Source organism: Rhizobium sp. 268 (assembly GCF_036571585.1).
Lineage (GTDB): Bacteria > Pseudomonadota > Alphaproteobacteria > Rhizobiales > Rhizobiaceae > Rhizobium > Rhizobium redzepovicii.
Window position 1 is genome coordinate 231,987 of sequence record NZ_JAPPSO010000008.1, and the last position, 19,242, is coordinate 251,228.

Here is a 19,242-nt window from a genome sequence, read left to right on the forward strand (position 1 = left end):
CTCGCACCCGCAAGGAACGCCCCGTGCCCGCTCTCCACGATATCCTCGACAGATCCTATGACGCCTTCCTTTTCGACATGGACGGGACGCTGTTGAATTCCATCGCCGTCGTCGAACGCGTCTGGAGCGAATGGGCAAGGCGCCATGGCTTCGAACCGGAGGTCTTTCTGAAGACCATCCACGGCATTCGCGCCTCCGACGTCATCCGCGGGCTCGGCCTTCCCGGCGTCGATCCGGCCCATGAGGCGGACTTGCTGCTCGTCGAGGAGATGGAGGATGTCTCCGGCATCGTCGAAATCCCCGGCGCCATCCGCTTCCTCTCCGCCATTGCCGACGGCAAATGGGCGATCGTCACCTCGGCGCCGATCGAGCTTGCCAGGCGCCGCATGGCCGCCGCCGGCATCCCGATGCCGAAGGTCATCGTCAGCGGCCAGGAGGTCAAATCGGGCAAGCCCAGCCCCGAAGGCTATCTGCTCGGCGCCAGCCGTCTTGGCGTCGATCCCGCGAAATGCCTGGTCTTCGAAGACGCCGTCGCCGGCATCCTCGCCGGCGAAGCCGCCGGTGCCGACGTGACCGTCATTACCGAAACCCACGCCACCCCCTTCGAGACCCCACATTTCTCGATCGCCAACTACCAGGCATGGCAGCCCCGCCATACCGCCGAAGGCCGGCTGACGCTCGCGGCGATCTGATCAATTAGACAAACCGCCTCTTTTTGTGGGAGGCGAGTTTTTCCGCTTGCATTGCACGCGCCGAAAAACTAAACGAAGCAAGCCGTTTCGGCAGGTCGGGGCGTAGCGCAGCCCGGTAGCGCACTTGACTGGGGGTCAAGGGGTCGCTGGTTCGAGTCCAGTCGCCCCGACCATTTATCCCCTTGAAATCCAGTCAGAACATCACGTTTCGTATGGCGGCGCTCTCGCGGCCATTGCGGAAAACGGTTGATCTTCAGTGCGGTTTCTGGGCAATCGCGATCATCGATTTTGCCAGCAGCGGAATCCTCCCGACATATTCGAAGTCGACGTCTTCGAAACCTGTTTCATGCAGCAGCGTGCTCAGCGTTTCCGGAGACCAGAATTTGATATGGCCATGGTCCTTGAGGGGCATGAAATGATCGTCCATCTTGCCGCTGACGGCCAAGGCCAGATTTTTCCAGTAACCGTGAAAAGGCGTCGACATGACCGCGATGCCGCCGGGCCTCACCAGATCGTACATGGTGGCCGAGAACGCCTTGGGATCATAAACGTGCTCCACCACCTCGAGGCTGATCACCGCATCGAAGGTCCCGTACCGGCTGGAGAGATCTTCGTAACCGGAGCCGATTTCCAGCGGCAGATCCGGATGGGCCGTTCTCGCTTTTGCGATACCGTCCTCGGAGGGATCGACACCGGTGACATCATAGCCCTTTCCTGCAAGCACGGCCGCAGCACCGCCGGCACCGCAACCGAGGTCGAAGACCGATGTTTCTTTTGCCTCCTGAAAACTGTTCTCAAGAACATCGACTACGGCCGGCAGAATATAGGAATGGGCCGTCGCCGGTTTAGCATGCACATAGGTCGTCGCGTCTAGTTCGATAGACATTTTACCTCCTGGAGAAAATGAGCCCGCCAACCCAATAATACGCAACACAATCGTACGGCGGAGTTTGACGGCAGTGTGGTGTCGTTGTGGTATTAAAGTGATTAGCGCAGGAGGCGCTCGCGGCAGCTGAGGATGGCGGTTGGCGGATATGCGCATTCGGCTAGGCTAGCCGTCATCTCACGAACGAAGAGCGCCGGCGCTCGCCGATGGGAGATCCTGAAGCCGATTGACAGGGTGCAGGGAAGATGATGAAACGTGGCGCAAATCGGATTTCACTTTGCCGGGACGGGTACCCAGTCGTCGTTTCGACTTCGATATTGCGACCATTTGCAGTAAATAACGCTATGAAATACCCTTTGTGGGTGTGGAATCAAATAAATCTATTAGTTCTTTTTGGTACGCTTTGAGTTACGGAGCTGTTATTTGTTGCCTTTTGTTAAGGTTATACCAAGATTAAGTATGAGATACGCAATTTCGAATCTAAAAAACGTGAAACCTCTTCGCTTTCATGCGAATATGTGTAGATTAAAAGCGTCCCTGTCACAAATAGCCTAGTGCGAGCGCATGGCGGAAATGAAGCAGAATCTCACTTGCAGGCAAGCCCTCGCCGGCGCATTCCAGGCTTTGTCCGAGGAGGCCGTTAAGGCTGGCTGGTCGGAGGGCGATGTCGCCCTCGCGCTTGCTGAACTTGCCGAGGAGCAGGTGATCGAGGTGACCGCCAAGGTGATTATGGAAGGCTCCATTCACCCCCAGCTCGCCGCCGCCAGCCGCCACAGCAGCTGATCTCACAGCAGCAATCCCGCCGTCTTCGCCGCTGTGATGAAGGAAGCCTGTGCGGCGCGCGGGCTGCGCAGCCCGTCGAGCGCGTCCAGGCAATGCTGGCGCGCGACGCGATAGTGACGCCCACGCTTGCTCGGCCATTGTTTGAGATATTCGACGGCTTCCCAGACGGTGGACACGATCAGGCTGCTCTCTGGAGAAAACACCCGGATGGGGGAGGGGAAGCGTATTTCACTCAACGTCTGCACTCACTGATTATTGCCACAGGGCGGCGTCAAAACGCGCGGGACGAAAATTTGTTCCCGGATTTTGTTTCGTGGAAATTTGCGCAGTTGCTAAAATTCAAGCCGTCGCGCATAATCATTTCTGTCGGTTGCGGAGGGCGGCCGGCGATGCAAGCGTGGATGCGTTTGCCCTCGGAGGGAATGCGGCGTGATGTTACGGTCATCAATTCATCCGCATGATTTGCCGCTGTTTTCGGAAGATCTCGATCTGCTTTCGCAGGTGCTCGACAAGGTCTGCGATGAACGCGGCCTCGCCAGGACGACACCCGAGGCCGAGCGCATCGGTGCGGTCATCATTCAGCTCTACAGGCAGGGCGTGAAGGACGGCGGCAAACTCGCCGACCTGGCAAAGACCTACCTCTGACGTTCAGTTCTGCTCGATCGAGACACCGTTCTTGCCGATGCTCATCTCAATCCCCTGCGGCTTGCTTTCCTCACGGTAGATATAAGTACCGAGGCCGATGACGGTGACGACGAGAACGCCGATGAGAACGTAGAGACCATTCCTGCTGTTCAAATGACTGCCCTCAAATATCTGATAGGACAGCGGAAACGGCCAAGTGTCGGATTGGTTCCGCAACCAACAGGATGAATTGAGCCCGCGCCGGCCTAATCGTCGTTTGCGGCGTTGAGGTTTTCCGGCCGGATACCGTCGTCGCTGACGGTGCGCGCACGCAACCGGATGCCGGGGCCGCCTTCATCCTGATTGCCGCTCGACAGGAAGATGATGCCGTGCGCCTCCAGCGTGCTGCGCACATCGAACAGCGCGTGCGGCTCGCCCGCAAATTCGCCGTTTTCCAGCGCCGTCACGGTCTCCACAGGCAGGCCGGTTGCGGCGGCGAGCTCTTCGATACTCATCCCGATCATGGCGCGCGCGCCGCGTATCTGTGTCGCTGTTATCATGGCGGAAAATCTAGCGCATTTACCGCAGTTCTCAAGTGGCGCAGGCCGATCAAGTATCCTTCAATTTCACGCCGAACAGATCGTCGTGCATGCGCTCGACCGCGACCCCCATGCCTCCCATGAGGGCGGCCCGGTTCCCAAACCGGCTGATCTCGATGCGCGGCGGATAAGGCGTGCAGCGCGGCAGGAAACCCCGGATGGCGTTTACCAATTCCGGTCTTGCGCCGATGCTGCCGCCGGTGATCACCAGTTCGGGATCGAGAGTTGCTCCGATGGCGGCAATGGCGAGCGCCACTAGCCTTGCCGTCTCTTCGATTGCGGCGACGGCGCTGGCATCGCCTGCATTGAAGGCGTTGAAGAGATCGGCCACGGTGGCAGCGTTGCGCCCGCCGAAGCCGGTGTAGCGGCGTAACATCGCGACGCTGCCGACTGCACTCTCGAAGGTCCCGAGCGTAAACCCGCCGGGATCGAAAACATCGCCGCCGATCGGGAGATAGGCGATCTCGCCGGCCGCGCCACGCGCGCCACGCAGCAGTGCGCCATTGGCGATGATGCCCATGCCGACGCCCGTTCCGAGCGCGACGAAGGCAAAATTGCCGGTTTCGACACCGTGTCCCCGCCATTTCTCGCCTTGCGCGGCGAGGTTGACGTCATTTTCGACGATCACCGGAATGCCCATTCTGTCGGAGAAGACCTGCCGCAGATTGATCGCGTCGATGCCAGGGATATTCGGCGCCACATTGATATGGCCGGTGGCCGGATCGAGCACGCCGGGACTGCCCAGAACGACGAGACGGAGCTTGTCGGCAGTCGTTCCGGCTGCAAGCAAGAGTTCGACGATGAGATCGCTGAATTGATTGACGAGATGCATTCCGCCGCGGGGGTCGGTGGCCACTTTGGTTTCGGCTATGATGTTACCTAGCAGATCGCAGATCGCCGCAGCGATCTTGGTGCCGCCGAGATCGATGGAGACCGCAAGACCCGCCCTGGCGTTGAGTTCATACGTAATCGCATTGCGGCCCGGGCGGCCATCGGTCTGGCCGACAGGTTTCAACCATCCATCATCCTCGAGGTCGCGCACGACATCGGAAATCGTCTGTTTCGAAAGGCCGGTCAGCTTGGCAATGTCGGCGCGGGAAATCGAGCCGCTCGCCAACACGGTCCGGATCACGGCATGAGTTGAGATTTTTCGTGCGATGGGCGTCTGCGTGGCAGAAAGTGTCAGTGCCATCGGCTAGCTCTTCCAGTTAGTTCGGAGCATATACCTAATCAGGGGTCGATATTGACCCGAAACCCTCGTAGAAAGGAGGGCTTCGGCTCAACTTCGTCATATAAGCGGATTTCAGTACACCCAAGGTGGAGATTTGTCTATGTCCTTGACAAATGGGAGGTCGCCTGTAGGCTGATATCAACGTGCAATGAAATGCACGGCGAAATAAAGAGGGTCGAGGACAAGTATGCGCCACCCGCATTGTCTGGATAGCCGCGCGCTCGCCAAGGTCGCCCGAAGAGGAGCAGGCCCCGGCTTGTCCCTCTATTGCTCTCTTTCGCGTTCTGCAGCCTCTTCAACTTCGCTGTGGGGGGATTATCGATGATAAAGCCCTCGACCGATGGACAGCTTTCCGCCGAACAAGGCGTTTTACTGCCTATAATGGCGCCGCGCCTTCAGGCCGATGTTCATCCGGACGGATATGCTGATCTCGCCCTCTGGGGCGCCGGCAGTCTGGGGCGCGTGAGGTTTTCCGCCATCGCTGGCCCTTATACCTATGCGCCGAACCGAATGGTCTCCAGGCAGGGCGGCATATTCGTCGCGCAGTCGCTGCCGGTGATGTTGATCAGCGGCGCACGCCTTCAGGGCGTATATCCGGCGCGTCGTTGCGCCTGGTGGCATGAGCCGGATGGGGACGGCGCGAGCGCGAAGGTTACTCGGGGCCCCCATCGGCAGACTGCCGAAATGGGCTGGGGTGTCCTCATCGTGGACGTTCTCGGTTCCGATTTGCGGATTGCCGTCGGCGCCTCCAGAGACGAAGCCGAGAGGGCTCTCAGCCTCGCCAGCGAAGCGATCGTTGCCGAAGCCGCCGAATATGTCGCGCGTTGCGATCTGGCGCCCGACGCCGACCCGCTGATGCGCAGCATGGTCAGCCAGGGCATCCATGCCGCGCTTTCCAGCATCAGGCGCGACGAAAACGGCGCCTTCGCCGGTCTTGCCGCGGGGCAGGCCTACAGTGCCCCGGCGCGGACCTATTACCGCGACGGCTATTGGACGATGCAGCCGCTTTTGACGCTCGCACCGGAGGCGGTGCGCGACGAGATCCGGCTGCTTGCCAAGGGGGTGCAGCCGGATGGAGAAGCCCCGAGCGGGGTGATCTTGACCGGGCCTGCGCAATCGGAGGCGTGGCAGCGCTTTGTCGAAGACAGCAAGGCCAATCCCAAAACCCACAAAAAGGCGGTCCCGGAATACCACAACCGTCCGCAAGACTGGTGGAGCGACCACTTCGACAGCCCGCTTTTTTTCATCCTGTTCATCGACGACTACGTCAGGGCCACGAAGGACCTCGCCGAGGCGCAGCTGCACTGGCCGATCGTTCGGGCAATCGTCGACCGCTATCTCAGCCTGGCCGGCCCCGACAGCGTCCTGCCGGTAAAGCCACGTAACGATCGGGATTGGGCCGACAACGTCTATCGCGAGGGCCTGGTCTCTTATGATCTCGGTCTTTTCATCGGCGCCATGGATGCGGTGGCAAGGCTTGGCGACGGTCTGGATCCGGCTCTTGCCGAACGCGCGGGCAGGACCGCAAATCTGGCCCGCCAGGAGATCGAGGCCAAGCTCTTCGTCCCGGCAACGGGAGGATATGTCGACTATGGAACGCCTGGCGCTTTTGTCGAGGATCATCTGGCTCTCGACAGCCTGACCTTGTCGCGGTTCGGCGCAATTTCAAAACAGCAGGCCATTGGCTTGCTGAGAGCCTTTGAAAGCCAGCTGGAAACGCGCAACAATCACGAGCAGCCCTATGGCAGCTGGGGTGTAATGTGCGCCTATCCGCCCTTCAAGCGGCCAAGCGATCTGCGATCCAAGACGGCGTTTCCCTACCGCTACCACAATGGCTCGGACTGGCCCTATTGGGATGGCGCCTATGCCGAAGAACGCCTTCGCCACGGACTTGGAGGGGCGCGTTACGCCCTGACGCGCTGGTGGGAAACCTGTCTCGACAATGGCTGGATCGGTGCGGTGGAATATTTCTCGCCGCCCTATGGGCGCGGCTCGCTGCTTCAGGGCTGGAGCGCCATGCCGGCGGCAGTCGTTTTGAAATATGGGCTTGACGCCGCAAATGCGGAGCCAATCTCATGAGCATGACGGCTCGGTCGGTTCTACTCGGGTCTCTTATCAATCCGCATGGCGAAGGCGACGGAGCCATCGCGTTCGAGTTCGGAAAAGCCAAGATGACGGTAGAAACCTCTGGCGCGTTCGTTGTTCGGATCGACACCGAGATGCACCGCTCCGACTCCGTGATTGCGGAGCGCTTCAAGCTCGGTGCTGATCATCCTGCGCCCCCAGCCGCCGGCCTGAAGTCCGGGAAGAATGTTGATGTGAAGATGCGCCGGGTAGTCGTCTTGAAGCCACGTCGTTCCGCTGCGCGGATTTTGAATTCGTTCGAGCACGTCGGCATCGCGCGGACGGTTGGGCGTCAGCCCGGCGACCTGCTGTCGGACGAACGGCCACCAGTCTGCTTTCAGATCTTTGTCGAACCCGACAGTATCGGGCGTCCCGACGACATAGCCGACCGGCCGGTTGCCCTGAACCAGAACAAAGGCAAAGTCTCTGGCAAATTTGAGGTAGGGTACCGACCAGATGTAACCGGGCAGATGCGGGTCGCTGTAAAGCGCGCTGGCATCTTCGCCGCCATTGGCGGTTTTCAGGCAGATGTCGAAAAGAGCGTCGATATCGGCTTCAATCGCCGGGCGGATGAAGCAGTTGCTGTCCATCGTTTTGCCACCTCCTGCGTGGCGCTTTGTCATTCTGGATCGCGAGAGGGGCCGATGCAGTGACGATTACCCCAGATTCGCCAACCAGGCAAAGCTCTGGGGAAAGAAAACGTTCGGCCGGCGCCAGGTGCGAGGCCCGGACGGGGAGTGGAGAATAAACCAAATGAGGTGGAGCAGATGAACAGAACCGTGAGATCGATCAGCATACTGCCGGCATACCGATTGAAAGCAGCTGTCGCGCTCGCCGGCGCGGCGCTTGTGAGTTTCGGCCTTTCCGCCGCCCGGGCCGACGATCTGGCCGTGTGGGATGACCAGACCTTCGAAGGCCAGAGCGCGGTCATCGAGCAACTGAATAAGGATTTCGAAGCCGCGCATCCCGGTGTCACGATCAAACGCACTGCGCGCACTTTCGATGACATGAAGCTGACGCTGAAACTTGCAGTTTCGGCGGGCGATGGCCCTGTCATCACCAAGGTCAACCAGGGCGCCGGCGACATGGGCGCGATGGTCAAGGAAGGCTTGCTCCTGCCGGTCGACGAGTACATTCAGAAATATGGCTGGGATAAGCGGCAGTCCGATTCCGTGCTGGCCAGAGACCGCTGGGAGGGGGCGAAATTCGGGGTCGGTAAGACCTACGGCATATCAGGTCTCGGCGAGATCGTCGGCCTTTACTACAATAAGAAGATCCTCGACGACGCCGGCGTGGCGCTGCCGCAGACCTTCGAGGAGCTTTTGGCCGACCTCGACAAGCTGAAGGAAAAAGGCGTTGCGCCCTTCATGATGGGCTCCGCCAAGCAGCATCTTGCCCTGCACATGATCGGCGCTATCGATCAAGCGCATATTGACGCGGCCAATCGCGCCGAGCTTGACGACCTGATCTACGGCAAGGGCGGCTCTTGGAACACAAAGGGCAACATCGAATCGGCCAAACTCGTGCAGCAATGGGCGCAGGGCGGCTATTTCTACCCCGGTTTCGAGGGCATATCGGGTGACGACGCCGTCCAGCTGTTCATATCAGGACAGGGCGCATTCCTGATCTCCGGAACCTGGTACTTCGGCGACATGCAAAACAATCCGGATATCGGCTTCATGGCCATTCCCGCTCCTAAGGGCGTTTCCAAGCCCATGAGCGTCGGCGGCGTCGATCTTGCCTGGGCGATAACCAGCCTTGCCAAAGACAAGGCGAAACAGGACCTGGCCGGCGAGTACATCGACTATATGGTGTCCGAAAAGGCCGCCGAAAGCTGGGCCGCTGCAGGCTATCTTCCTGCAACATCGCTCCCGGCGGATGCCAAGCTCAAGCTCACGCCGCTCCTGACCTCCGGCATCGAAATGTGGAAGACACTCAACGCCAACGATGCGCTCGGCCATTACCCCGATTGGTCGAGCCCGACGATGCTGAAGACAATCGACGACAACACGCCACTTCTCCTGTCCGGCAAGATTACGCCCGAAGCCTTTGTCGATGCCATGGACAAGGACTATCAGGCCTATTTGAAGGATAAGAAATAGGAAGTGCGGACGCCGGTCACGACCGCGCACTAGGCGGTCCGGCCGGCGTCCTATCCACCACGCTAAAATGAGCGCTGCGAGCTGACGACTTGCCGCACGATGACCAGAGCTTTGGCTTCATGGAGTACTGGATGAAACGCTCCGCACTGGATGGCTCGCAACAGACCAATTTCATCTATTTATTGCCGGGATTGCTGCTTTATACGGCTTTTGTCTTTGGGCCGATCGTCGCGGCCTTGGGTTTGAGCCTGACCAGTTGGGACGGCTTGACGATGCCGAGATGGGTCGGCCTCGGCAATTACGCCGATCTCTTTTCCGATAGCCGTTTTTACATTGCCTTGCGCAACAATGCCGAGCTGATGATCTTCTACTGCGTCCTGCCGCTCGTGCTCGGCATAACGCTTGCCGCCTGCGTGTGGAATCTGAAGCAACGCGAACAACTCGCCCTCAGAACCTTCCTGTTCCTGCCTTACATCATGCCAACCGCCGTGTTGGGCATCATCTGGGCATGGCTCTACAATCCTGCATTCGGCCCGTTCAATCAGTTTCTGCGAGCGATAGGATTGAGCCGGTTCGCGTTACCCTGGCTCGGAGATTTCAATTTCGTGCTTCCCGCGGTCGGGATCGTTGCCACCTGGTATTTCTTCGGCTTTTGCATGGTCATCTTCCTCACCGGAATCCAGCGCATCGACCCGTCTCTTTTCGACGCCGCCAAGGTCGACGGCGCGTCGCCGCGAAAGACCTTTTTCTGGATAACGCTGCCGCTTCTCATGCCCGAGATCAGGGTGGTTTTGCTTCTGACGGTTATAGCCTCGATCAAAAGCTTCGACCTGATTTTCACGATGACCCGGGGTGGACCCGCCAACGCGACGCTCGTGCCGAATATCTACATGTATCAGCTCGGCTTTGAGCTCAATCGGTTCGGCGCAGCGGCCGCCATCGCCATTGTCGGCGCCTTGCTGACATTCGCAATCAACTATGCAATTCACCGGCTGGTGGGCTCAAGAAGCAAAGGAATGGCTTGATGGGCCGCTCGTCCAACTACCCCGCCGCGCTCTTCCTTCGCATTGTGCTCTGGCTTCTCGCTTTCGTAACGATCACCCCGTTCCTGCTGCTGCTGCTGACCTCGATAAAAAGCAAGGCTGACGTTCTGAAGGGCGCATTCGCCCTTCCGGCCTATCCGCATTTCGAAAATTACGTCGATGCCTGGAATGCCGGGCATTTCAACATTTACTTCTGGAACTCGATCGTCGTCGTCATACCCGTCGTTGCCGCAAGCGTCTTCTTGGGCCTGTTGACCGGTTTTGCCTTCGCCTACCTGTCGTTTCCGCTCCGGCGCACGCTGTTTGCGATCCTGACGCTCGGCATGATGGTGCCGGCGGAGGCCTTCATCATCCCGCTTTATTATGAGATGCGCTATCTCGGGCTGATCAATACCTATGCGGCTCTCATCATACCGCAGATCGCGATGTCGATACCCTTCTCGACGATCTTCCTTGCCAGCGCGATGCAGCAATTGCCGGAGGAAGTTCTCGAAGCCGCGGTGCTTGATGGCGCCGGACGCTTCTATATCCTGCGCAAGATCGTTATCCCGCTGATGATACCGGCAATGTCGACGCTGGCGCTGTTCTTGTTCATCTGGACCTGGAACGAGTTTCTCATTCCGTTCATCCTGGTCAATGACGACGCCTATCGGACGCTGCCCCTCGGCATGCTGTTTTTCCAGGGGCGTTACACCGTCAATACGCCGGTCCTGACCGCCGGCGCGGTGATCGTCATTTTCCCGCTCATTCTGACCTATCTGGTTTTCCAGCGGCGGTTCATCGCCGGCTTGACGGCAGGCGCGACGAAATAGGCAGCGATGTGCTCGCAGCTATGGCCCACGGCCGCGCTTGTGGCGCACCTCGAGCGCCGCGCAGCCCCAGACCGTGCCGAGCAGCAGATAGACATGGCGCCAGTGATCGATATCGATGACGTTGCCGATGGTGGCGTGGCCGAGAACAGAGATCCAGGCGATCATCAGGAAGGGCTGCCACGGCCGGTCGAGCAGCAGGTATCGGAAGCCGAGCGCCAGCGTCCAGACAAGCATGCCGACATAGGTGGCGAAGCCGAGCCAGCCATAGGTGGTCAGCGATTTCAGCCAGATATTGTGCTCGTCCTCGGGAAACATCGTGCCGAACACCAGCGGGCCGATGCCGAGCGGGCGCTCCATCATCATGGTGAAGCCGATCCGGTGGCGCTCGAAGCGGCCGAGATGTTCGCCGTCATATTGCTGCACCAGCTGAGCGCGCGCCGAAAACAGTTCGGCGACCTTCGGGATCTGCAACGCCACCAGCAGCGAGGCGACCAGCATGATGATCGCCGCCAGCGACAGCCCCAGAACTCTGAGGCGAAAGGCGCCGCTGCGCTCCTTGAGCAGCATGATGAAGATCAGGAGCGCCACGCCGAGCGCGAAGAGCCCCCAGGCGGCGCGCGAAAAGGACAGGAAGATGCCGAGTGCAAGCACCAGCAGAGCGAGAGCCTTCAGCGGCGATCTCTTCAGGTCGCCGACGAGGATGCCGTGGACGAGATAAAGCGATGGCGGCACCAGGAAGGGGCCGAAGACGTTCGGGTCCTGGAAGGCGCCCTTGGCGCGGTCATAGAGGGTGAAGATTTCAGCGCCCGGAAAGGCGTGGAAATAACCGAGTATGCCGAGCGCGGAGGTGGCGACGGCGGCGAAGGTCCACGCGTTGAAGATTAGCGGCAGCCGCTTGTGGCTGTCCTCGATGATCGCCGCGTAGAAGACCGCCGTCAGCGCCAAAAAGGTCGAGACCGCGATATACATCGGCCCGGTCGCCAGATCTTTCATCTGCGTCAGCGACAGCATGCCGCCGATGTTGAAGGTGAGCAGCAGGGCAAGCAGCGGTGCGACGCCGCGCGAAATCCTGAGGCCCAGGATAAACCAGAGGCCGATCAGTCCAGCCATCCAGAGCTCGTAGGGCGCCGGCTCGTCGATCACGAAACCGGAGAGGAAAACACCGAAGGCGACAAAGGCCGAGCCGATCAGGCGCAGCGTCATCCGCTGCGGCTGGGCGACACGGGGATATGTCGCCTCGATCGCGCTCAATAGGCGTTTTCCGTGTCGAGCAGCCGGATCGGCGTCAGGAACAGGATCTTCAGATCGAACCAGAGTGACCAGTTCTCGATGTAATAGAGGTCGTAGGCGGTGCGGAACTTGATCTTCTCGTCATTGTCCACTTCGCCGCGCCAGCCGTTGATCTGCGCCCAGCCGGTGACGCCGGGCTTGACGCGGTGGCGGGCGAAATAACCCTCGACGACATCGCCGAAGGCGCGGTCGCGGGCCTGGGCGAGAACGGCATGTGGGCGCGGGCCAACCAGAGAGAGTTCGCCCCGCAGCACGTTGAAAAGCTGTGGCAATTCGTCGATCGAGGTCTTGCGGATGAAGCGGCCGACGCGGGTGACACGCGGATCGCCCTTGGTCACCGCGGCCTTGCCCGTGGGGTCGGCCATGTTGGTGTACATCGAGCGGAACTTGAAGACGTTGATGATTTCATTGTTGAATCCGTGGCGCTTCTGCATGAAGAAGACGGGGCCTTCGGAGGTCGCCTTGATGGCGATGGCGGTCGCGACCATCAGCGGCCAGAGCAGCGCCAGCGCGATCACGGTGAAGAAGATGTCGAAGCCACGCTTGGCAACGGAGTCCCAGTCGCGGATCGGCATCTTGAAAATGTCGAGCATCGGCACCCTGCCGACGTGCGAATAGGCGCGCGGCCGGAAGCGCAGCCGGTTGGCATGCGCAGCAAGGCGGATATCGACCGGCAGAACCCAAAGCTTCTTCAAAAGGTCGTATATACGCGCCTCGGCCGAAAGCGGCAGAGCGATGATCAGCATGTCGATGCGCGTCAATCGCACGAATTCGACGAGTTCAGCCACGGTGCCGAGCTTCGGATAACCGGCAACCATGATCGGCGAACGCTTCTCGCCGCGATCGTCGAAGATGCCGCAGATGCGGATGTCGTTGTCATCCTGCTGTTCGAGGATGCGGATCAGCTCCTTGGCCGGCTCGCCGCCGCCGACGATGACGGCGCGACGCTCCATGATGCCGTTGCGCGCCCAGTTGCGGATGCCGTAGGCGACGAGGAAACGCTCGGCCGCAAGGAAGAGTGCGCCAGCCGTAAACCAGGGCAGATAGGCGCCGACGACCATCGCCCATGTGCTGCCGCGAACCAGCGCGAACAGGCCGACCGTCAGGAGGAGTGCGGTCATCCACGACCCCAGGATGCGCGGGATCAGCCGCAGCTTGGCCCGAAGTGCCGGAATGGTGTAGGTGTCGCCAAGCTGCAGGCCGATAACGGTCAAGGCCGAGGCGATCGCCGCCATGCCGGTCCGCACCAGCGATGAATCGTAGCCGTCACCGGGCCAAAAATAATGGGCGATCAGGGCGATCGCAAAGAGCGCCAGGAATTCCAGCAGCCGCAATTGCCCGATGATGATCACCGGCGACTTGGTTCCGTCACGGAACTGTTCGGCGATCTGCCGGGCATAGGGATTAATTTCTGTCGGGTCGGACGGTTTTTCCTGACCCGCGTCGCCGCGCACCTCGATGTCGGAGACCTGCTTGCGCAGTGCTTCCACGTCGAATTGATCGCCTTTTTCCAGCTTGTTCATGGGGCTTTCGCTCGTTGTCACCAAGCGAATTACCAGAAAGCCCCTAAGAAATATTTACGGGGCGGCGGGCATTGCTCGGCCAGCGGCCGGATCGACGAGCTCATGGTACAATTTCAGGACATCGCGCGCCATGATGGCCGAGGAAAACACCGCCTTTACCGCCTCGGGCTTCGGCATCGTCTTGGCGTGCCAGTCGGGCGTGCTCAGCGTTTCCGCCATGACGCGGGCAAGATCATCGGAATTTCCGGCCTCCACAAGGGCTGCGCTGTCGGCGCCGAGCACCTCGGGAATGCCGCCGACCCGGCTGGCGATGATCGTCTTGCCGGCCCCGAGCCCCTCGAGCACGATATAGGGCATGGCTTCGGCGCGCGAGGGAACGACGAGGTTCTGCGCCATGGAGAAGGCTTCGTGGACCCGCATCGCCGGCAGCATGCCGATGCGCTTGCCGAGGCCACGCTCGACCATCATCTCGCGGTAGCGGTCGCGATCCGGTCCGTCACCGATCATCAGCGCCGACAGCGGCCGGCCGAGCAGCCGCTCGGTCTTGGCAAAGGCATCGACAAACAGATCGGGACCCTTGAGGTCCCGGAGCATACCCACATAGATGAAGTGCACGGCATCCGAGCGGGTGGGGATCGGCTCGAAATCGCGCTCGGCGATGCCGTTATAGATCAGTCTGGTCTTCGTCCGCGGCTTGCCCACCTTGCGCGCATAGGTGTCGCGCTCGTATTCGCAGATGAAGACCAGCGCATCGGTGAAATATTCCTGCAGGCGCTCCATCCTCAGGACGAATTGTCCGCTGAGCGAGGAACGCGAATAATGCAGGCTTCCGCCATGCGCGGTATAGAGGCGGGCTACGCGATACCTGTTCACCCGCAACGCTGAGCCGGCAAGTCGCGCGAGCACGCCGCCCTTGGCGCCGTGTCCGTGCAGCACATCCGGCCGCAAACTTTTAATTTTCTTGTATGTATCCCACATCGTCGCAAGGTCGGACGGGCTGATCGAACGCCGGATCGGCACGCGTGTCAGGCCGAGCGAGAGATAGGGACGGATATCGTCGAACAGGCTGTCCTCATACTCGCCGCCGGTCGAGCTGTCGCAGAGGATGCCGACTTGATGACCGGCCTTGCTGTGCTCCTCGACGAGATCGCGGACATGGCGGAAAATTCCGCCGACCGGCGACCTGAAGCAATGGAGGATGCGGAGCGGCTTCTGTATTGTCATCGCTCAGAAAAGCCGTTCGCGAACGTAGATCGTGTCGCCGGCGATGATCGGCCCGGATATGTTGATGCGGCCGGTCAGCACCTGTCCGTTGATCTTGCGGGTGACGTCGACCATGCTCTGGTTGGCGCGGCTGGTAAAGCCGCCAGCGACCGCAATGGCGTTCTGCACGGTCATGCCGGGGACATAGGCATACTGGCCGGGTTGGCCGACTTCGCCCATGAGGAAGATCGAACGGTAGCGATCGACATCGATGGTAACATCAGGATCGCGAAGATAGCCCTGCTGCAGTTTCTGGGCGATCTGGCCCGAGAGTTGCTGCAGGGTTCGGCCGCGGGCAGGGACTTGGCCGATGAGGGGGAAGGCGATATAACCGGCCTGATCCACGGTATAGGTGTTGGTTAGGCTCTGCTGGTCGAAGACGGTAACGCGCAGCCGATCGCCGCTATCAAGCGTATAGGGCTGGATGGTCGCCTCGTTGAACGCCTTCGGTGCCGGCTTGTATGTCGTGCAACCGCCCAATGCCGCCGTCATGGCTGCAAGGCTCAGGGCCAAAAGGATCTTGGGCTGGACGACAGACATCCGTTTGTGCTCACAGAAAATGAACTCGGTAGAGCCGTTATCAATCCGTTAGGGTTAATGCTCGGTAAAGGCCGCTTGCAATTTCCTGAGTTCCTTTCATCGGCCGTCGCTTATTACTCGGCAAGATTGCCATTAACCGTTGAGTTACCATGGTCGTTTACGCTTGCGGCACATTTGTTGTGGAGTAAGAGCATGTCCGGCGTAGCGCGTGATCAGGATGTGGACATCGACCTCGGCCAGTTGGTCCGCGCCGTCTGGGCGCGGCGGCTCAGGATTTTGGCGATTACGCTTGCGGGGGCGGGCATCGCCTTTACAGGCGCCAAGATTATGTCGCCGCAATATCGCAGCGAAACACGCATCCTGATCGAACCCCGGGCGCCGGCCTTCGCCAGCACCCAGCAAGTCAACGACGCCGGCGCTGGCCCGCTGATGGATGAGCTGAATATCGCCAGCCAAGTGCAACTGCTGCAATCGGCCGATCTCCTCAAGAAGGTCATCAACGACCTGAAGCTTTATAACCTGCCGGAATTCGACGATGCCGCCAACGGCTCGGCGATGAGCAGTATCATGGTGAAGCTGCATCTGAAGAAGAACCCGATGGAGAACCCGCCGGAAGAGCGGGTGATCGACGCTTTCGTCGAACGCCTGCAGGTGTACCAGGTGCCAGGTTCACGCGTCATCGGCATCAGTTTCACCTCGAAGGACCCGAAGCTCGCGGCCGCCATTCCGAACGCCATGGCCAATGTCTATCTTTCGACCCAGAGCGGCGCCAAGCTTGATTCCAATTCGGAAGCGACGCGCTGGCTGGAGCCGGAGATCGAGGGCCTACGCCGCAAGGTCAGCGAAGCCGAAAAGAAGGTCGCCGAATACCGCACCTCGCACGGGCTGCTGCAGACGAACGGCACGACCACCTTTCCCGCCCAGCAGCTGAACGATATTTCGGCGGAGCTGACCCGCGTGCGCGGCGACAAGGCCAATGCCGAGGCGAGGGCGCAGGCGGTACGCAATGCGCTGTCTTCGGGCGAAGCCTCCGACACGCTGCCTGACATCATGTCGTCCCAGGCGATCCAGCGGCTGAAAGCGACGGAATCCGGTCTGCAGTCGCAAATCTCGGATCTGCAGACCAGCCTTCTCAACAACCATCCACGGCTGAAAAGCCTGCGCGCCCAGCTCGCCGATATCCGCACCCAGATCCGCCAGGAGACGCAAAAGATCCTGACGAGCATCGAGAACGAATCCAAGGTTGCGGATCTAAGGGCAAGCGAGCTCGAGCGCCAGTCGGACACGGTGCAGGCCAACAGCGCCCGCGCCGGCGAGGACGAGGTCGGCCTCAATGCGCTGGAGCGTGAGGCGACCGCCCAGCGCCAGCTGCTCGAAACCTATCTGGTGCGCTACCGCGAGGCCGCTTCCCGCGCCGACAGCAATTCGAGCCCGGCGGATGCCCGTATCGTTTCCAAGGCCATCGAGCCGGTCGATCCCTATTTCCCGAAGGTGGTGCCGATCGTCGTTGTCGCTGCGGTCGCCACTCTGATCCTGAGCGCCATCGTCACCATGCTGGCCGAACTCTTCAGCGGCCGGGCGCTCCGTCCCGTCGATGCGGCCCCCGAGACCATCGAGGCGGAAACTCTCGTCGAGGAGAGGGTTGCGCCGCAGGCCGCTCCGGTTGTCTCTGCCGTCAGAAAGCCCATCCAGCCGAGCATGCTCGCCATTGTCGGGGATGAAGACGAAAAGGACGTGATCGAAGACACCGAGGCCGCCGAGAAGCTGCCGGAAGACGACAATGAATTCTCCGTCGCCTCCGTTGCCGATTATCTCACGGGCAGCCGTGCGCCGCTGGCTATCGCAATATCTCCGACCGGTGACAATGGCTCCGCGGCAACAGTTTTGCTGACCCGCATGCTCGCCGACGCCGGCCGCCGCGTCATCCTGATCGATATGACCGGTTCCGGTTACCCCACGGAGCTGATGGCCGAGGACCAGGCTGCTCCCGGCGTCACCGATCTGCTCTGCGGCGAGGCCGCCTTCGGCGACACGATCCACAGCGATCGTCTTTCCCTAGCCCATGTGATCCCCCAGGGCCAGAGCGACGTGCGCCGGGCCATGCGCGTTGTCGACCGGCTGTCGCTGCTGCTCGATGCGCTTGCCGCCGCCTACGACCTCGTGGTGGTCGAATGCGGTTCGGCCGATGTCGCCGGCGTCTCGCGGCTGACCCGCAGCCGCGATGTCGAGATCATTCTCTCCCTACCGGAGATCGAGGAAACGATCTTCGTGACCCTGATGACGGAATTCCAGGCTGCCGGCTACGAGCGCGTCGTGCTGATGTCGGGCGGGGAAGGGGCTGAGCAGACGCTCGGCCGGGCTGCCTAATGCATGTCGCGCAAAAGTGTTCAGCGGTTTTGCGGTAACGACACGCGTAACATAAACACCGCTTAGCCGATCCGTGCGCGGATGCTCTGCGTGAATTTATAGAGCTTCGGTCGGGCCTTGATATGGGCCTTGCCGCGGGTGACGATACGGTGCGCGGCGCCGGCGAGAACGCCGAACGGCGAGACCGGCAGCACCACGTCGTAATGCGCAGTCTCCACAGGCGCCCAGGATCGCTTGTAGGTCTGGTCGCCGAGTCCGAAATCGAACAGCGCCACCCCCTTGCCATGCAATCCCGAGATGGTCTGCCAATAGAGGAATTCGCCGGGACTCGTATCCGGCACCAGCTCCTCATCGATCGCGCCGAACTGGCAGATGATATGGTCGCCCTTGCGCGAAATCCCTGAAATCGCGGCGACCCGACCCTCATTCTCTCCCTTGAGCCGCAGCACATGCATCTGCAGCCCGAAATATTGCCTGCCGTCACCCCGCTTGTCGATCAAACCGTGCAGGAAGGCCTGCGTTTCCTTGTCTGCAAAGACGTCGGGCAGGCCGAGGCTGGCGAAACGGGCGCTCTTCAGCCGGAAGAAGATGTCGAGCAGCCGGTGCTGTTCCTCCGATTCCTCGGGGGCAAGGTATTCGAAGCCGCCGGCCGCCTCGAGGCGTTTCGACTGAACGCGGAATTTCTTGCGCCGGTTCTTGGCGTTGAGCTGCTTCAGCGTCTCCTCGAAAGCCGGAAAGAACGGCAGCTGATAGGCGTGATTCTGGTTCTGCACCATCGGCAGCCCGGTGAGCGGGGTCTGTCTTCCCCGCCATTCCAGCGGAATATTCTGCAGCAGCAGCAGATCGGCCCGGCCCTTCAAGGCGTGCCGAAGCTGCCCTGCGAACTTCTCGGCGTCGATGCTGCCGCCGCTTTCGGCAAAATTTCGGGAAAACAGGCCGGTATTGATATTGCTGTGATCGGCGGCGATGAACTTCGCCACGCCAAGCCCCCGCGACTTGACGATTTCGACCGGCAGAATGAAAGCCGTCTCACCGGCATGGGTGCCTTTGAGGATCGCCAGCGGCCGCTGAAACGCGCTCACCCAGGCGGCGCACCAGTCATAGCTCTGATGCAGCGACTGGAGATTGTCGCGCTCTAGCACCCGCCAGTCGTCCTCCAGCGGCTGCATCGCGTCGAAAACGCTGATGTCGACTTCGGCCATGGCGAGTTTCATGCTGAGCTGGCGCAGGCGCGAAATGGTCGTTTGGGCCAGCGCCCCGTCCTCCGACGGCTGTTCATGAACATCGAGCTTTTGCGTCTGCACGGTTTTCTCCGGTCAAGAATGCTGAACGGGAAGGTAGGAATGCAGGACGTATATTTGGT

The 19,242-nt window shown here is 60.5% G+C and carries 19 protein-coding genes and 1 tRNA gene; 9 read left to right on the forward strand and 11 right to left on the reverse strand.

The features are described from left to right. The first annotated feature begins 23 nt into the window (after positions 1–23). The gene (locus OS035_RS17645) at positions 24–692 is read left to right on the forward strand and encodes an HAD family hydrolase (protein ID WP_097627125.1); all 669 of its coding nucleotides are present in this window, start codon (positions 24–26) and stop codon (positions 690–692) included. A gap of 96 nt (positions 693–788) precedes the next feature. Next, positions 789–865: transfer RNA gene (locus OS035_RS17650), tRNA-Pro, on the forward strand. A gap of 80 nt (positions 866–945) precedes the next feature. Here OS035_RS17650 and OS035_RS17655 read toward each other — a convergent pair. Beyond that, on the reverse strand, positions 946–1,578 hold the full coding sequence (locus OS035_RS17655; RefSeq protein WP_097627127.1) for a class I SAM-dependent methyltransferase: 633 nt from the start codon (positions 1,576–1,578) through the stop codon (positions 946–948). A 564-nt stretch (positions 1,579–2,142) separates the two neighbouring features. On the opposite strand from OS035_RS17655, the gene OS035_RS17660 reads away from it, so the two are divergent. Then, on the forward strand, positions 2,143–2,361 hold the full coding sequence (locus tag OS035_RS17660; RefSeq protein WP_165503912.1) for a hypothetical protein: 219 nt from the start codon (positions 2,143–2,145) through the stop codon (positions 2,359–2,361). A gap of 2 nt (positions 2,362–2,363) precedes the next feature. Here the strand turns inward: OS035_RS17660 and OS035_RS17665 are convergent, their stop codons facing one another. Further along, entirely contained in the window at positions 2,364–2,597 is a 234-nt protein-coding gene (locus OS035_RS17665) for a DUF982 domain-containing protein (protein WP_097627128.1), read from the reverse strand. A gap of 196 nt (positions 2,598–2,793) precedes the next feature. On the opposite strand from OS035_RS17665, the gene OS035_RS17670 reads away from it, so the two are divergent. After that, positions 2,794–3,006: a hypothetical protein gene (locus OS035_RS17670; protein ID WP_029872887.1), complete on the forward strand. Its 213-nt coding sequence runs from the start codon at positions 2,794–2,796 to the stop codon at positions 3,004–3,006. Between the two features lie 3 nt (positions 3,007–3,009). Here the strand turns inward: OS035_RS17670 and OS035_RS17675 are convergent, their stop codons facing one another. The 3 genes from OS035_RS17675 to OS035_RS17685 form a co-directional block, all read right to left on the reverse strand. Next, on the reverse strand, positions 3,010–3,159 hold the full coding sequence (locus tag OS035_RS17675) for a hypothetical protein (protein WP_097627130.1): 150 nt from the start codon (positions 3,157–3,159) through the stop codon (positions 3,010–3,012). Between the two features lie 92 nt (positions 3,160–3,251). Continuing rightward, positions 3,252–3,545, reverse strand: a complete 294-nt coding sequence (locus OS035_RS17680) for a helix-turn-helix domain-containing protein (RefSeq protein WP_097627132.1) — start codon at positions 3,543–3,545, stop codon at positions 3,252–3,254. A gap of 49 nt (positions 3,546–3,594) precedes the next feature. Beyond that, positions 3,595–4,776, reverse strand: a complete 1,182-nt coding sequence (locus OS035_RS17685) for an ROK family transcriptional regulator (protein ID WP_097627134.1) — start codon at positions 4,774–4,776, stop codon at positions 3,595–3,597. 360 nt (positions 4,777–5,136) lie between these two features. Here OS035_RS17685 and OS035_RS17690 point away from each other — a divergent pair, with 360 nt between their 5' ends. Next, the gene (locus OS035_RS17690) at positions 5,137–6,894 is read left to right on the forward strand and encodes a glycogen debranching protein (RefSeq protein ID WP_097627136.1); all 1,758 of its coding nucleotides are present in this window, start codon (positions 5,137–5,139) and stop codon (positions 6,892–6,894) included. A gap of 20 nt (positions 6,895–6,914) precedes the next feature. Here the strand turns inward: OS035_RS17690 and OS035_RS17695 are convergent, their stop codons facing one another. Beyond that, positions 6,915–7,529 carry a GNAT family N-acetyltransferase gene (locus tag OS035_RS17695; protein ID WP_097627138.1) on the reverse strand — a complete coding sequence of 205 codons (615 nt, stop codon included), beginning with the start codon at positions 7,527–7,529 and terminating at the stop codon, positions 6,915–6,917. Positions 7,530–7,706: 177 nt separating this feature from the next. On the opposite strand from OS035_RS17695, the gene OS035_RS17700 reads away from it, so the two are divergent. The 3 genes from OS035_RS17700 to OS035_RS17710 all read left to right on the forward strand — a co-directional run bounded on the left by OS035_RS17700 (position 7,707) and on the right by OS035_RS17710 (position 10,896). Beyond that, positions 7,707–9,041 carry an extracellular solute-binding protein gene (locus OS035_RS17700; RefSeq protein ID WP_331813931.1) on the forward strand — a complete coding sequence of 445 codons (1,335 nt, stop codon included), beginning with the start codon at positions 7,707–7,709 and terminating at the stop codon, positions 9,039–9,041. Positions 9,042–9,172: 131 nt separating this feature from the next. Continuing rightward, the gene (locus OS035_RS17705) at positions 9,173–10,066 is read left to right on the forward strand and encodes a carbohydrate ABC transporter permease (protein ID WP_097627142.1); all 894 of its coding nucleotides are present in this window, start codon (positions 9,173–9,175) and stop codon (positions 10,064–10,066) included. After that, positions 10,066–10,896: a carbohydrate ABC transporter permease gene (locus tag OS035_RS17710; RefSeq protein WP_097627144.1), complete on the forward strand. Its 831-nt coding sequence runs from the start codon at positions 10,066–10,068 to the stop codon at positions 10,894–10,896. The genes OS035_RS17705 and OS035_RS17710 overlap by 1 nt, the downstream gene beginning before the upstream one ends. A gap of 18 nt (positions 10,897–10,914) precedes the next feature. Here the strand turns inward: OS035_RS17710 and OS035_RS17715 are convergent, their stop codons facing one another. The 4 genes from OS035_RS17715 to OS035_RS17730 are packed head-to-tail and all read right to left on the reverse strand — an operon-like array spanning position 10,915 to position 15,512. Further along, positions 10,915–12,147 carry an O-antigen ligase family protein gene (locus tag OS035_RS17715; protein ID WP_097627146.1) on the reverse strand — a complete coding sequence of 411 codons (1,233 nt, stop codon included), beginning with the start codon at positions 12,145–12,147 and terminating at the stop codon, positions 10,915–10,917. Next, positions 12,144–13,709, reverse strand: a complete 1,566-nt coding sequence (locus OS035_RS17720; RefSeq protein WP_097627148.1) for an undecaprenyl-phosphate glucose phosphotransferase — start codon at positions 13,707–13,709, stop codon at positions 12,144–12,146. Before OS035_RS17720 ends, OS035_RS17715 begins: the two co-directional genes overlap by 4 nt. Positions 13,710–13,763: 54 nt before the next feature. After that, positions 13,764–14,933, reverse strand: a complete 1,170-nt coding sequence (locus OS035_RS17725; protein WP_097627150.1) for a glycosyltransferase family 4 protein — start codon at positions 14,931–14,933, stop codon at positions 13,764–13,766. 3 nt (positions 14,934–14,936) lie between these two features. Continuing rightward, positions 14,937–15,512 (reverse strand): polysaccharide biosynthesis/export family protein, encoded by a 576-nt coding sequence (locus OS035_RS17730; protein ID WP_003573986.1) that lies wholly within the window; start codon positions 15,510–15,512, stop codon positions 14,937–14,939. A 192-nt stretch (positions 15,513–15,704) separates the two neighbouring features. Between OS035_RS17730 and OS035_RS17735 the strand changes: the two genes are divergently transcribed. After that, a complete protein-coding gene (locus OS035_RS17735) occupies positions 15,705–17,879 on the forward strand; it encodes a GumC family protein (protein WP_183781174.1) in 2,175 nt (724 codons plus the stop codon). A gap of 62 nt (positions 17,880–17,941) precedes the next feature. Here the strand turns inward: OS035_RS17735 and OS035_RS17740 are convergent, their stop codons facing one another. Continuing rightward, the gene (locus OS035_RS17740) at positions 17,942–19,183 is read right to left on the reverse strand and encodes a GNAT family N-acetyltransferase (RefSeq protein WP_097627154.1); all 1,242 of its coding nucleotides are present in this window, start codon (positions 19,181–19,183) and stop codon (positions 17,942–17,944) included. Between the last annotated feature and the right edge of the window lie 59 nt (positions 19,184–19,242).

What these genes read in the sequence shown, in the direction of transcription:
- OS035_RS17655 (WP_097627127.1), bottom strand. Translation starts at nt 1,578, where the DNA reads ATGTCTATCGAACTAGACGCGACGACCTATGTGCATGCTAAACCGGCG.
- OS035_RS17660 (WP_165503912.1), top strand. Translation starts at nt 2,143, where the DNA reads ATGGCGGAAATGAAGCAGAATCTCACTTGCAGGCAAGCCCTCGCCGGC.
- OS035_RS17670 (WP_029872887.1), top strand. Translation starts at nt 2,794, where the DNA reads ATGTTACGGTCATCAATTCATCCGCATGATTTGCCGCTGTTTTCGGAA.
- OS035_RS17680 (WP_097627132.1), bottom strand. Translation starts at nt 3,545, where the DNA reads ATGATAACAGCGACACAGATACGCGGCGCGCGCGCCATGATCGGGATG.
- OS035_RS17685 (WP_097627134.1), bottom strand. Translation starts at nt 4,776, where the DNA reads ATGGCACTGACACTTTCTGCCACGCAGACGCCCATCGCACGAAAAATC.
- OS035_RS17690 (WP_097627136.1), top strand. Translation starts at nt 5,137, where the DNA reads ATGATAAAGCCCTCGACCGATGGACAGCTTTCCGCCGAACAAGGCGTT.
- OS035_RS17695 (WP_097627138.1), bottom strand. Translation starts at nt 7,529, where the DNA reads ATGGACAGCAACTGCTTCATCCGCCCGGCGATTGAAGCCGATATCGAC.
- OS035_RS17700 (WP_331813931.1), top strand. Translation starts at nt 7,707, where the DNA reads ATGAACAGAACCGTGAGATCGATCAGCATACTGCCGGCATACCGATTG.
- OS035_RS17705 (WP_097627142.1), top strand. Translation starts at nt 9,173, where the DNA reads ATGAAACGCTCCGCACTGGATGGCTCGCAACAGACCAATTTCATCTAT.
- OS035_RS17710 (WP_097627144.1), top strand. Translation starts at nt 10,066, where the DNA reads ATGGGCCGCTCGTCCAACTACCCCGCCGCGCTCTTCCTTCGCATTGTG.
- OS035_RS17720 (WP_097627148.1), bottom strand. Translation starts at nt 13,709, where the DNA reads ATGAACAAGCTGGAAAAAGGCGATCAATTCGACGTGGAAGCACTGCGC.
- OS035_RS17725 (WP_097627150.1), bottom strand. Translation starts at nt 14,933, where the DNA reads ATGACAATACAGAAGCCGCTCCGCATCCTCCATTGCTTCAGGTCGCCG.
- OS035_RS17730 (WP_003573986.1), bottom strand. Translation starts at nt 15,512, where the DNA reads ATGTCTGTCGTCCAGCCCAAGATCCTTTTGGCCCTGAGCCTTGCAGCC.
- OS035_RS17735 (WP_183781174.1), top strand. Translation starts at nt 15,705, where the DNA reads ATGTCCGGCGTAGCGCGTGATCAGGATGTGGACATCGACCTCGGCCAG.